Origin of the sequence: Methylobacterium sp. NMS14P, assembly GCF_028583545.1 — a bacterium.
Taxonomy (GTDB): domain Bacteria; phylum Pseudomonadota; class Alphaproteobacteria; order Rhizobiales; family Beijerinckiaceae; genus Methylobacterium.
The window spans coordinates 2,592,883-2,606,204 of record NZ_CP087106.1; the positions used below are offsets into that span (position 1 = coordinate 2,592,883).

At 72.5% G+C, this 13,322-nt stretch carries 9 protein-coding genes; 1 reads left to right on the top strand and 8 read right to left on the bottom strand.

Annotation, left to right across the window (positions count from 1 at the left end):
- Positions 1–62 precede the first annotated feature (62 nt).
- The 8 genes from LOK46_RS12380 to LOK46_RS12415 all read right to left on the bottom strand — a co-directional run bounded on the left by LOK46_RS12380 (position 63) and on the right by LOK46_RS12415 (position 12,421).
- Positions 63–563: a cupin domain-containing protein gene (locus LOK46_RS12380; protein WP_273564029.1), complete on the bottom strand. Its 501-nt coding sequence runs from the start codon at positions 561–563 to the stop codon at positions 63–65.
- Between the two features lie 145 nt (positions 564–708).
- Positions 709–2,181 carry a siroheme synthase CysG gene (gene cysG / locus LOK46_RS12385; protein WP_273564030.1) on the bottom strand — a complete coding sequence of 491 codons (1,473 nt, stop codon included), beginning with the start codon at positions 2,179–2,181 and terminating at the stop codon, positions 709–711.
- 198 nt (positions 2,182–2,379) lie between these two features.
- Positions 2,380–5,076, bottom strand: a complete 2,697-nt coding sequence (locus LOK46_RS12390; protein ID WP_273564031.1) for a nitrate reductase — start codon at positions 5,074–5,076, stop codon at positions 2,380–2,382.
- Between the two features lie 170 nt (positions 5,077–5,246).
- On the bottom strand, positions 5,247–6,851 hold the full coding sequence (locus tag LOK46_RS12395; RefSeq protein ID WP_273564032.1) for a sulfite reductase subunit alpha: 1,605 nt from the start codon (positions 6,849–6,851) through the stop codon (positions 5,247–5,249).
- Complete coding sequence (locus LOK46_RS12400; RefSeq protein WP_273564033.1) at positions 6,848–8,665, bottom strand: NirA family protein; 1,818 nt, start codon at positions 8,663–8,665, stop codon at positions 6,848–6,850. Before LOK46_RS12400 ends, LOK46_RS12395 begins: the two co-directional genes overlap by 4 nt.
- 10 nt (positions 8,666–8,675) lie before the next feature.
- Positions 8,676–9,944, bottom strand: coding sequence for an NAD(P)/FAD-dependent oxidoreductase (locus LOK46_RS12405; protein ID WP_273564034.1), 1,269 nt, complete (start codon positions 9,942–9,944; stop codon positions 8,676–8,678).
- Between the two features lie 891 nt (positions 9,945–10,835).
- Positions 10,836–11,837 carry a CmpA/NrtA family ABC transporter substrate-binding protein gene (locus LOK46_RS12410; RefSeq protein WP_273564035.1) on the bottom strand — a complete coding sequence of 334 codons (1,002 nt, stop codon included), beginning with the start codon at positions 11,835–11,837 and terminating at the stop codon, positions 10,836–10,838.
- On the bottom strand, positions 11,834–12,421 hold the full coding sequence (locus tag LOK46_RS12415) for an ANTAR domain-containing response regulator (RefSeq protein WP_026605088.1): 588 nt from the start codon (positions 12,419–12,421) through the stop codon (positions 11,834–11,836). The genes LOK46_RS12410 and LOK46_RS12415 overlap by 4 nt, the downstream gene beginning before the upstream one ends.
- Positions 12,422–12,643: 222 nt before the next feature.
- On the opposite strand from LOK46_RS12415, the gene LOK46_RS12420 reads away from it, so the two are divergent.
- Complete coding sequence (locus LOK46_RS12420; RefSeq protein WP_273564036.1) at positions 12,644–13,246, top strand: hypothetical protein; 603 nt, start codon at positions 12,644–12,646, stop codon at positions 13,244–13,246.
- Positions 13,247–13,322 lie beyond the last annotated feature (76 nt).

A 13,322-nucleotide genomic window follows, 5' to 3' on the forward strand; every position in this document is an offset into this window, starting at 1 on the left:
GCGCTCCGCTCGTGATGACGGAGCGGAACGCGTCGACCCACGCGCACGAAGGGGCAGCCGCTCTAGCCGGGCTTGCCGGCGCTCCGGCTCGGGTCGTCGGCGGGGTTGATGTACTTCAGCCCGAACGGGCCGGACCCGTTGACCTGCAACTCCACCGGCTCGTCAGTGGTCCAGAGGGAGTGGGGCATGTCCTCCGGGAGGTAGACGAAGCCGCCCGCCTTCAGGGCCGAGCCCTTGGTCCTGTCCAGGGTGCGCCCGTGCTCGTGATAGATCGAGCCCGAGAGGATCGTCAGCGTCTCCGGCTTCGCGTGGGTGTGCGGCGCGATCACCGAGTTGGCAGGGACCTTCACCCGCAGGACGAACGGGCCGGGCTTCGACGGATCGCCCGCGACCCGGCTGATCTGCGTGCCCTTCGGCAGGTTCGGCGGTCCCGGCTCGTAGATGGCCGCGGCTCCGTCAGGAACGACCACGAGGCCGGCGTGATCGTGTTCCGCGGCCGTCGCCGGCGCGACGCCTCCGAGCACCGCCAGCGCCGCTGCTGCGCGAAGCCAGGATCGCGTCATTCCACCCTCCCGAGATGTGCCGGGGATCTCGTCCCCGCGGCCTGTTGTGGCTCCGGCTCCCCTGTTGCCTAGGTTCCGCGGCCGCCGCAGATCGTCGCGGGAGGAGCTGGCATCGTCCCGCGGAGCGCCGTCCGCGTGGACAGCCTCAGACCGCGACCCGGCTCTGCTCGGCCTGGACCGGGAGCGCGCCGCGCATCTCGGAGAAGGCCTCGCCCACCATCAGCAGCGCCGGACCGTCGAGGCCGGCCGCCTCGACCCGGTCGGCGAGGTCGGCGGCCGTGCCGCGCAGCGCCTGCTGGTTCGGGCGCGTCGCGTTGAACACCAGCAGCGCCGGCGTCGCGGGCGCCAGACCCTCCGCCACGGCGCGCGCGAGCAGCGCCCGCAGGGTCCGTTTCGGCATGTAGACCACCGTGGTGACGCTCGGATCGGCGAGCGCGCCCCAGTTCAGATCGTCCGGCAGGGCGCCGCGGCGGTCGTGGCCGGTGACGAATTGCAGGCGGCGCGCGGCGTCGCGATGGGTCAGGGACAGGCCGAGGGACGCCGCCGCACCCTGTGCGGCCGAGACGCCCGGCACCACGGTCACCGGGATGCCGGCCGCCCGGCAGGCCTCGATCTCCTCGCCGGCCCGGCCGAAGACCAGCGGGTCGCCGGATTTCAGCCGCACCACCTGCTTGCCGGAGCGGGCGAGCTGCACCATCAGCGCGTTGATGTCGTCCTGGCGGCAGGACGGGCCGTGGCCGGTCTTGCCCACCAGCATGGTGCGGGCCTCGCGGCGGGCGTAGTCCAGGATCTCGGGTGCGACGAGGTCGTCGTAGAGGATGACGTCGGCGTTGCGCAGCGCCCGCAGCGCCTTGAGCGTGAGGAGCTCCGCGTCGCCGGGGCCGGCCCCGACCAGCGTCACGGCGCCCCCCTTCGGGGCGGTCTCGGTCTCGCCGAGCAGCTCGGCGAGATCCTGATCCGACGGCGCCCGGTCGGGCTCCGCGAAGGCCCGGTCGGTGAAGCGCTCCCAGAAGAAGCGCCGGTCGGCGAATCCGTGGAAGCGGGCGGTGACGCCGTCGCGCCAGTCGCGGGCGGCCGCGACCCAGCGGGCGAACCCGCGGGGCAGCATCGCCTCGATCCGGGCGCGCACGGTCTGGCCGAAGACCGGGGCGGCGCCCTCGGTCGAGATGCCGACCACCAGCGGCGAGCGGTTGACGATGGCGCCGAACTTCACGTCGCAGAGATGCGGCCGGTCCACCGCGTTGACGATGGCGCCGGCCCCGCGGGCGGCCGCCACGAAGGCGACGCACTCGGCCTCGTCCTCCATCGCGCCGATGCAGAAGGCCGCGCCCCAGAGATCGTCCGGGCTCCAGGCGCGCGCGTGCAGGACCACCTGCCCGTCGACGATCTCGCCCGGCACCGCGCGCAACTCCTCGCTGGGCTCGGGCGCGTAGACGTCGACATGGGCGCCGGCCGCCGCGAGGACCTTGACCTTCCAGGGGGCGCCGCCGGACGAGCCGGCGAGGACCACCCGCTTGCCGCGCAGGGGCACGAAGACGGGCAGCACCGCCAGCGGCTCCAGGCCGGCGGCCTTGGTCTCGCGGGGGGCGCGGGCTGCGCGCAGGGGGGTCTCGGTCACGGGCCTGTCCTGAATCGTCTCGAACCGGCCGCTGCCGTCTGCCCCCTCATCCTGAGGTGCTGCGCAGCAGCCTCGAAGGAGGGCTCCAGGGATTGCGCGGCCGGCTGGAGGGCGCCTTCGAGGCCCGCCGACGCGGGCGCCTCAGGATGAGGGGATCGGATGGGCCGATCAGTCCTCGTCAGCGAGTGTATCAGATAATCACGCGGCGCGGGCGGTCTGCCCGGCCAGCATCTTGCGGATCTCCGGTATGCACGAGCCGCAATTCGTGCCGGCCTTGCAGGCGGCGCCCACCGCCTCCACGGAGGCGGCGCCCCCCGCGATGGTCGTGGCGATGACGTCGGCGCCGACGCCGTGGCAGGCGCAGACCACCGGCCCTGCCGAAGCGGTGGCCGCGCGGCCCGAGAGCAGCGCCCGTCGCTCGGCGGGGCCGGGCGCCTCGGCTGCGAACAGGGCCTTGGCGGCCTCCCAATCCGGCCGTTCCCCGGCGGGCGCGTAGGCGAGGCAGGCGACGAGGCGGTCGCCGTCGTAGACCGCGCAGCGGTAGCGGTCGCGGGCGTGGTCGGCATATTCCGCCAGCTCGCAGCCCGACAGCGCCTCGCTCTGGATCAGCCCGCGCACCATAAGCGCCACCGCCCGGGAGCTGTCGGCGGTGGCGAACTGCGCGCCCCAGCCGCCGGTGATCGCGGCGCGCGCCCACCACCAGCCCTCGGGCATGGCCACCTGCCGGCGGGTCATCAGGAAGCCGCGGGCGCGGTAGCCGACGGGGGCGATCGCCGCGGGCGTCGCCTTGAGTTCGGGCTGACCCGAGACGGGGTCGGTCATGCCCCGCACCAGCGCCCCGACCCGGGCCTGCGACGCGAAGGCGCCGCCCCAGTGCATCGGCATGAACAGGCTGCCCGGCACCACCGTGTCGGTGGCCATCACCTCCAACTCGGCCGCGCCGTGCGCGGTCGTCAGCCGGGCGATGTCGCCCTCCACCAGGCCGTGGGTCGCCGCGTCGTCCGGATGGACCTCGACGAACGGGACGGCCCGGTGCGCCGAGAGGCGCTGGCTCTTCCCGGTGCGCGTCATCGTGTGCCAGTGGTCGCGGACCCGGCCGGTGTTGAGCATGAGCGGGAACGCCGTCGAGGCCGCGAGCGCGAGGGCCGGCGGCTGCACCGCGACGAAGCGGGCGCGCCGGTCGAAGGTGTAGAACCGGCCGTCGCCGAACAGCCTCGCCTTGCCCTGATGGGTGCCGCGAAAGCCGGAGCGCTTCGGGATCGGCCACTGAACCGGCAGGGTCACGTCGTAGGCGGCGTCGCCGATGTCCGCGAGCGCGCCGAGGTCGAAGTCGCGGGTGCCGTTGTTCTCGTAGGCCGAGAGCCCGGCATGCTCGCGGAAGATCCCCGCGGCGGAGTCGAACGCGAAGGCCCGGGCGTGGCCGAGGCGGCGGCCGACCTCGGCCAGCGCCGCCCAGTCCGGCCGGGCCTCGCCCGGGCTCGCGAGGAAGCGGCGCTGGCGCGAGATCCGCCGCTCGGAGTTGGTGACCGTGCCGTCCTTCTCGCCCCAGGCCTGGGCGGGGAGAAGCACGGTGGTCTTGCCGCATCCCCGGGCCGTGTCGGAATCCGCGACCGCCTCGGACACCACGTAGAGATCGAGCCCGGCGAGCGATTCGCGGATCGCGTCGGCCCGCGGCATCGAGACCAGCGGATTCGTGCCCATCACCCAGAGGGCCTTGATCTTGCCCCGGCTGACCGCCTCGAACAGCGCCACCGCCTTCATACCCTCGCCGGTGATGATCCGCGGGGCGCCCCAGTAGCGGCGCACCCGGTCCACCTCCTCGGGGGTGAAGTGCATGTGGGCGGCCAGCATGTTGGCCAGCCCCCCGACCTCGCGCCCGCCCATGGCGTTGGGCTGGCCGGTCAGGGAGAACGGACCCATCCCGGTCTCGCCGATGCGGCCGGTGATGAGGTGGCAGTTGATGATGCTGTTGCCCTTGTCGGTGCCCTGCGCCGACTGGTTCACCCCCTGCGAGAAGGCCGTGACGACCCGGCGGGTGCCGGCGAACAGGGCGTAGAAGGCCGCGATGTCGGCCTCCGGCGCGCCGGTGACGGCGGCGACCGCCGCCAGATCCGGCGCGATCTGGCGGGCGCGGTCGAGGGCGCCGTCGAGGCCGGCCGTATGGGAATCGACGAAGGCGCGATCGCGAAAACCGTTGTCGGACAGGTAGACCAGCAGGCCCGAGAACAGGGCGCTGTCGGTGCCCGGCCGGATGCCGAGGAACAGGTCGGATTCCTGGGCGGTCTGGGTCCGGCGGGGGTCGATGACCACGAACTTGGTGCCGCGGCGCTCCTTGGCGTCGGCCATGCGGCGGAACAGGATCGGGTGGCACCAGGCCGTGTTGGAGCCCACCAGCACGATCAGGTCGGCCTCGTCGAGATCCTCGTAGCAGCCCGGCACCGTGTCGGAGCCGAAGGCCCGCCGGTGGGCCGCCACCGCGCTCGACATGCAGAGCCGCGAGTTGGTGTCCACGTGCGGCGTGCCGATGAAGCCCTTCGCGAGCTTGTTGGCGACGTAGTAATCCTCGGTCAGGAGCTGCCCCGAGAGGTAGAAGGCGATCGCGTCCGGCCCGTGCTCGTCCGCCACCGCGCGGAGCTTGCCCACGACCGTGTCGAGCGCCGCGTCCCACGAGACCCGCGCGCCGTCGACCTGCGGGTGGAGCAGGCGGTTCTCGAGCGACAGGGTCTCGCCCAGCGCCGAGCCCTTCGAGCACAGGCGGCCGAAATTGGCCGGGTGGTCGGCGTCGCCCGCGATGGTGGCGCCGCCCTGCCCGTCCGGAGTCGCGAGCACGCCGCACCCGACCCCGCAATAGGGGCAGGTGGTCCGCACCGTCGGCGCCGCCACTGGCTGGGTCATGGCTGGATCCTCGCAGGGTCGTCCTGGGCGGGAGCAAGCTTCGCGCCGCTGTTCCCCTCCTCCTCGTGGGGAGGGGTCAGGGGGTGGGGTGGCTCAGGATCGAGCGTCTCGGTCCCTCCAGTCCCCCACTCCGATTCCCCTCCGCGACGGGGAGGAGCGCGCGGCGCGCCTCAGTACACGTCGGCCTGATACCGGCCGGCCTTCCTGAGCGCCGCGAGGTAGGCCACCGCGTCCTCGGGGCTCTTGCCGCCGAACTGCGCCGCCACGTCGATGATCGCCCGCTCGACGTCCTTGGCCATGCGCTTGGCGTCGCCGCAGACGTAGAAGTGCGCGCCGCCCTCGAGCCACTTCCACAGCTCGGCGCCGTTCTCGCGCATCCGGTCCTGGACGTACGTCTTCTCCTTGCCGTCCCGGGACCAGGCCAGGGACAGGCGGGTGAGCACCTTGTCGTCCTTCAGGCTGTTCAGCTCGTCCTTGTAGAAGAAGTCCGAGGCCTGCCGCTGGTGGCCGTAGAACAGCCAGTTGCGGCCCGGCGCCCGCGTGGCGGCGCGCTCGCGCAGGAAGGCCCGGAACGGCGCGATCCCGGTGCCGGGGCCGCACATGATCACGTCCTTCGACAGGTCGGCCGGCAGGCCGAAGCCGTGCGCCTTCTGGAGATAGACCTTCACCTTGGTCTGTTCCGGCAGGCGCTCGCCCAGGTGGGTGGAGGCGACGCCCAGCCGCAGCCGCGAGCGGTGGTTGTAGCGCACCGCGTCCACCGTCAGCGACACGCGGCCGACATCCATCTTCGGCGAGGACGAGATCGAGTACAGCCGCGGCTGCAGCTCGTCGAGGGCCTCGAGGAAGACCTCGGCGTCGGGCCGCGCACCGGGGAACTTGTGCAGCGCGCCGAGCACGTCGAGATAGGCGGCGTCGCCGTCCGGATCCTCGCCGGAGGCGAGCGCCTGGGCCTTCTTGCGCGCCGCGCCCGAGGTGAGCAGCGACAGGAGCTGGTAGAGGTTGTCGGGCGCCGCGCCGAGCGCGTAGTTGATCAGCAGGTGCTCGCGCAGGGTTTTTTCCCCGATCACCCGCTCGGGGCGGGCGCCGAGCTCCGCGATCACCGCGTCCACCAGCGCCGGGGCGTTGGCGGGGAACAGGCCGAGCGAGTCGCCGACCTCGTACTGGATCGGCGTGCCGTCGAGGCCGATCTCGACGTGCCACGTCTCCTTCTCGCCGCCCGGATCGTTGAGGCGGCGGCGGGACAGGAACAGCGCCTCGACCGGGTTCTCGCGGCAGTAGCCCAGCGGCCCGAGGTCGGCCGCCGCCTTCGGGGCGTCGTCGTCCGCCTTCGGCGCCGCGGGGGCCCCTCCGGCGGCGCCGAACTCCTCGTCCAGCTTCTTGAGCATGCGCAGGGTCTCTTTGCCGCCGGGCTGGCAAAGATTCAGGCGCGCCTCGTTCTTGAGGAAGATGGCGTTGGCGTAGTCCGCGCAGTTGTAGCCGCACTGGCCGCAATCCTGCTGGGCCATGGCGGCCATCAGCTTCTGCGGCTCGGACCGGTCCTTGGCCATCGCCATCCGGTCGCCGATCGGCACGGACGGGTCGTGCCAGGGCGCGTCGTCGTTGTCGGCGAGCTTCGGGCCGGTCGCGGGTGCATCGCCGGGGGCCAGCGCCGTGGCACCCGCGACGGAGGGGCCGAGCAAAGCCGCGAAATAGCCCGAGAGCCAGGCGCGCTGGTCCTCGTTGAAGGGCGCGGTCTCGGGGATCAGGACGAGGGGGGGCGAGACGTGCTGAGTCATGCGGCGGCCTTCAGGGCGGGCTGGTCCTCGGCGGCGTCGCGGAGCGCCTCCGCGCCGGTGCGGCCGGTGAAGGCCTGGAAGCTCTCCTCGGGCCCCTGGCGCAGGGCGAGGTAGGCGCGCAGCAGCGCCTCGACGCGGGCGGGCGCATCCTCGGCCTTCACGGCCTTCCAGATCTCGGTGCCGATCTTCGGGTTCTCGGCGAAGCCGCCGCCGACCACGACGTCGTAGCCCTCGACCGTGTCGCCCTCCTCGGAAACCACCACCTTGGCGCCGATCAGCCCGATATCGCCGATGTAGTGCTGGGCGCAGCTGTGGTGGCAGCCGGTGAGGTGGACGTTCACCGGCACGTCGAGGTTCGGCAGCGCCTGCTCGATGTGGTCGGCGATGACCAGGGCGTGACCCTTGGTGTCGGAGGCCGCGAACTTGCAGCCGCGGGCACCGGTGCAGGCGACGAGGCCGGAGCGGATGCCCGCGGCTTTCGTAGTCAGGCCGAGCGCGTCCACGCGGGCTTCGACTTCCGCCACCTTGGCGTCCGGCACGCCCGAAAAGATGAAGTTCTGCCAGACGGTCAGGCGGATCTGCCCGTCGCCGCATTCGGACGCGATCTTGGCGAGCGCCCGCACCTGATCGCTGGTCATCTTGCCGACCGGCAGCACGACTCCGACCCAGTTGAGGCCGGGCTGCTTCTGGGCGTGCACGCCGACATGGGCGAAGCGGTCGGTGGGCTTGCGCGGCGCGACGTGCTCCGGCGCGACCCTGTCGAGCTTGCGGCCGAGCTTGTCCTCGACGGCCGCGAGGTACTTGTCGAAGCCCCAGGCGTCGAGGACGTACTTCATCCGGCTCTTGTTGCGGTTCGTCCGGTCGCCGTTCTCGATGAACACCCGGATGATCGCGTCGGCGACCGCGTTGCACTGCTCGGGCTTCAGCACGATGCCGGTGTCGCGGGCGAGGTCCCGGTGGCCCGAGATGCCGCCGAGCACGAGGCGCATGTAGATGCCGGGCGCCACCGCGGCGCCGTCCAGCACTTCCACCGCCTGGAAGCCGATGTCGTTCGTCTCCTCCAGCGTCGGCATCACGCCGCTGCCGTCGAAGGCGACGTTGAACTTCCGCGGCAGGCCGTAGAGCGAGCGGTCGTTCAGGATCCAGGTGTGCCAGGACTTGGCGAGCGGGCGCGTGTCCAAGAGCTCCTGGGCGTCGATGCCGGCGGTGGACGAGCCGGTGACGTTGCGGATGTTGTCGGCGCCGGCGCCCTGGGCAGTCAGCCCGATATCGGTCAGCCCGTCGAGGAACGGCTGGGCGTGCTCGGGGCCGATCTCGCGCACCTGCAGGTTCGCCCGGGTGGTCACGTGGACGTAGCCGCCGCCGTGCTGGTCGGCGAGGTCGGCGACGCCCGCGAACTGCCAATGGTGCAGGATCCCGTTGGGGATCCGCATCCGGCACATGTACGAGACCTGATTGGGCGCGACCCAGAACATCCCGTGGTAGCGCCAGCGGAAATTGTCCTCCGGCTTCGGCTGCTTGCCGGCGGCGGCCTCCTGGATCAGGCGGTTGTGGCCGTCGAAGGGGTTCTCGGCGCGCTTCCACTTCTCCTGGTCGCAGAGCTTGCCGCCATCCTTGACGGTCCGGTCCTGAGCCTTGATGTGGATCGCGTCCGGGCCCGTGGGCTCGGCGGGCGGTGCGGCCGCCCCAGCCCCGCCGGCGGCGAGGCCGCCGGTCAGGCGGACGGCGGCGATCCCGGAGGCGAAGCCTTCGAGGTAGCGCTTCTGCTCGGCCTCGAACGCGCCCGCGGCGCTCTGGGTGGTGGTCTCGGACATCCGCGCCTCCTCAAGCAGCGAGCGGCTCGGGCACGGGGCGCCCGAACATCAAGTCGTCCAGATTCTCGATCGGGTCGCCGGAGCGGATCAGCCCCTTGCAGGCGCCCTGCTCGGCGATGTCGCCGACGAACACCGCGCCGATCAGCCGGCCGTCGCGCACCAGCAGCTTCCGGTAGTGGCCGGCGCCGGGGTCGGAGAGCACGATCGCCTCGGCATCGTCGGGCGTGTCCACGATCCCCGCCGAGAAGACCGGCAGGCCCGACACCTTGAGGCTCGTGGACAGGGCGGTGCCCCGGTACTCGGCCGGCTCCCCGACGAGGTGGCGGGCGAGCGTGTCAGCGTGCTCGTAGGCGGGCTCGACCAGGCCGTAGATCTGGCCGCGGTGCTCGGCGCACTCGCCGAGCGCGAAGATGCGCGGGTCCGAGGTCGTCATCCGGTCATCGACCGTGATGCCCCGGCCGATCGCCAGCCCCGCGGCCTGGGCCAGTGCCACCGAGGGGCGCACGCCCACCGACATCACCACGAGGTCGGCCGGGAGCGCGGTGCCGTCCGCCAGGACCAGACGCTCGACCCGGGACGCGCCCTCGATCCGGGCGGTGTCGGCCTTGAGGATGACCCGCACGCCCCGCGCCTCCATGGCGCGCTTCACCAGCCCGGCGGCGTGGTGATCGAGCTGGCGCTCCATCAGCCGGTCCATGACGTGGAGGAGCGTGGTCTCGACACCGAGGCGCGCGAGCCCGACCGCCGCCTCGAGGCCCAGGAGGCCGCCGCCGATGACGATGGCCCGGGCGTGCCGGACGGCCGCCGTGCGGATCGCCGCCACGTCGGCGAGGTCGCGGAAGGTGATGACGCCGGGAAGGTCCATGCCGGGCTTCGGCAGGCGGATCGGCAGGGAGCCGACCGCGAGGACCAGCCTGTCGAAGGGCAGGACGTGGGTCTCGCCGACGACGACGAGCCCGTTCTCCCGGTCGATCCGCGTCACCGGCGCGCCGGTGATCAGGCGGATGCCGTGATCCGCGTACCAGTCGAGGCCGCGGAAGGCGCAGGCCGCCTCGTCGACCTCGCCGCCGAGCAGCGAGGAGAGCAGGACCCGGTTGTAGGCGGCCGTGGGCTCGGCCCCGATGCAGGTGATCTCGTAGCGGCCGGGCGCGGCCTCGGTCAGCCGCTCCAGGAAGCGCAGGGAGGCCATGCCGTTGCCGACGACGACCAGCCTCTCGCGCGGCGGGCCGTTCCCGGCGCGCGCGTCGTGTCCGCGTGTGTCCTTAGGGGATGTCGCCATCGCTCGATCGCGTCTGGAACCTCGATTGCAGGGTCGTTGGCGGACCGCCCACGAAAAAGCCGCTGCCGGTCGTCTCCCGGCAGGCTTCAGCCTCAGGGAGAACCGGATCAGCGGCCTCGCTGACGGCGCTGTCCGTCGCCTTTGACGGACCCAGGGAGGATTGCAGGTTCCGTGCCAGACGCGACGCGGCCCGCGAGGGGCGCGCGGATCCCCAGGATCAACGGCGCGCGGGTGCTTGGCAGCGGGTCGGAGCGGCGGCCGCGGCACTGCACAAAAACTGTGCGGCCCGTCGCAAAAGCGATCACCGGCAGACCGGAGCTTCGGGGGCGTGGTGAGAGGTCGGGAGATTCCAGAGCTCGCGGCGGCGGCGGGCTCGCGCGCAGTCGATCGGTGCGCGTGCACGAGTGGCGCGATCGGCGATGCGACGTTTTTGACTGAGATCTAATGAATTCGATAATTGCCGCAGCGATGCCGCTGCGCCGTTGTCTACAGTATCGTGTTGGCGGAAGCGCGACGTCGTCCCATAGACGTCTCGCGGGCGTCCAGACCCTCGTCGTGATCCGACGTCTGGAAGCGGCGATCCGCTAGAGCAAGGTCGACAGCATCGCCAGAAGCCCCAGCGTCGGCATCGCGCCGGCGGCCAGGACCCAGTACCAGGCGTGGTGCGAGCCCGCCCGACGATTGTCGTTGCAGGCGCGGGGCACCCGGCCTCCCCGGGTCACATAGCGTCGAAGCTCGACCCGCCCGCGCGGATGCGAGATCAACGATCCAGTTTCGAGCTTGCGGCATCCAGGCATGGCGGAAGCACAACGGGCGAGCCTGCCCGACGTTCCGCGACTGTTCGCGTCGATTCCGCGGGCCCGTGACGAACGGCGCGAAGTGTCGCCGCCATCAGGAATCGGCGATCGCCGCCCGGTACAGATCCGGCCTGTAGACGGTCGCGATCGCCGCCGCGATGTCGAACTGCGCGGGGACCTGCTGCGTCGCCCGCATCTGCTCCAGCAGCCACCGGGCCTGCGCGGCGCGCGGCTCCTCGACCGCCTCGCCGAAGCGGATGCGCGGGCCCGGCTCGGCGGACGCGACCGGATCGCCGGCGAAGGCCCGCCCGACCAGAGCGGGATCGAGGTCGAGGTAGGTCCGGCGGGCGAGGCGATGGATCAGTTCGGTCCGGTTGTCCGGATCGGCGCACCAGCGTCCGGCGCGCGCGACCGCCCGCACCAGCGGCAGGATCGCGCCGTCGAGCCGCGCGGAAACGGCCAGCACCTTCTCGGTCGCGTTCGGCGCGAGGGCGCTGCCGTGGACCGCGATCCGCCCGTGGCCGGCCGCGGCCGCCACGTCGTTCCAGGGCGCGCCCGCGCAGAACCCGTCGACCAGGCCGCGCGCCAGGGCCTCCACGCAATGCTGCGGCGGGACCACGACCGTGCGGAACGCCGCCGCGTCGAGGCCGCCGGCCTCGGCGAACAGCCGCACTTGGTAGCTGTGGCACGAGAAGGGGTGCACCGTGCCGAGCGTCAGGGGGCTGCCGGCGCGGTGCCGCGCCTCCGCCACGCCCGCGAAGGCGCGGGCGACATCCGCCACGGCCTCGCTGTCCGGGTCCATCGTGGTCCAGAGGGTGCGGGACAGCGTGATGGCGTTGCCGTCGGTGCTGAGCTGGAGCGGCACGATCAGGTCGGAGGGCGGACCCGACAGGGCGAGCCGGCTCGCCAGCGCCAGCGGCGCCAGCATGTGCGCACCGTCGAGATGGCCGAGCGCCAGCCGGTCGCGCAGCGTCGCCCAGGAGGGCTCGGCTGTGAGGTCGAGGTCGAGCCCCTCGGCCCGGGCGAAGCCCAGCTCGTGGGCCGCGATCAGGGGCGCCGCATCGCAGAGCGGAACGTAGCCGAGCTGGAGCCTCATCCGAGCAGGTCCGCGGTGGTGACGATCGCCCGGGCGATGTCGGCGATCTTGCGCTTCTCGTTCATGGCCTTGCGGCGCAGCTGCTTGTACGCCTCGTCCTCGGAGAGGCCCTTCATGGTCATCAGGATGCCCTTCGCCCGCTCGATCAGCTTGCGATCGGCGAGTTCGCCCCGCGCCTCCGTCAACTCGCGCTGGAGGCGCGCGAAGGCGTTGAAGCGCAGGATCGCGATGTCGAGGATCGACTTGATCCGCTCCGCGCGCAGCCCGTCCACCACGTAGGCGGAGATGCCGGCATCGACGGCGGCCTGCATCATGGTCGAGTCCGAGCGGTCGACGAACATCGCCACGGGCCGCTCGACCTGCCGGGAGACGCCCGACATCTGCTCCAGGATGTCCCGGCTCGGGCTCTCCAGATGGATCACCACCACGTCGGGCTTGAGCGCGGCGACGCGCTCCATGAGGTCGGCGGTGTCGGGAATCACGACCACGCGCCCGATTCCGGCGGCGCGCAGGCCCTCTTCCAGGATCGCCGCGCGGGCGCGGCTCGGGTCGATCACGGCGACGGTGAGATTGGTTTCGGTCATCTTGGCCCGGTACGGGGCGGGTCTTCTTCTGGAGCCCGGCCCGGCTCGGGCCACCGCAAGCTAAGCAAGGCCCGTGCCCGCGGCGGGCCCGTCGGCGGAGGTTTCCGCGGAATCCCATCCCGCGGCACCAGTAACCCCTGCGCAAAGAAACGGTCCAGCTTCCGCCGCAATGCTGGCCGCACTGTGCAGGCCTCGCGGCGGTCAGGGAGATCGGTGATTCGGATGCGCAGGCCAGATCAGCCCGCCCTGACGGACGCCGCCCACGGCCGCGTGTCCATGCCCTTCCTGCCGACGCTGGCCGTCGTGGCAATCCTGGGCGTGGCCTCCCTCTACTGCCCGACCTCGAAGCCGGGACAGCCCGACGCACGGGCCGAGGCGGGGGTGTCCGCCGCTCCCGGACCCACGGATTTCGCGCCGATGGCCGCCGTCGCGGCGCCGGGCCGTCCGCCCGCCGTGATCGCGTTCGCCGAGCAGTACCCGCTCGACGCCGTGATCGCGCGGACGGGGTCCCTGCCCGCCCGTCCGGCCGTGGCCGCCCGCGCGACCTCTCACGTCGCGGCCGCGGGCCGGCACGCCTGCCCGGGCCGGCGCTGCCCCGAGACGCCGCGCAGCAACCCCGATCCCATGGCGCCCGCGCGCGCGGCGGCCGGCGATGAGGTCGAGGACGCCCTGCTCCCGTCGCAGGCCCTGCCCTTCGCGGCCTCGGTGGTGGAGACCCTGGTTCCGGCCGCGCGGGCCGTCGGCGACGCGGCGAATCTCGTGCGCAGCAGCGCAAAGGCGGTCCAGGGCACGGTGGCCCTGGCCGTGGCCGACTGCCTGCGCTGACCGCGCCCGGCGGCGAGCGCCCGAACCTCTGGATCTCGTGACCCGACGTCCTAGGTGCGTCGCAGCGGACGGCCCG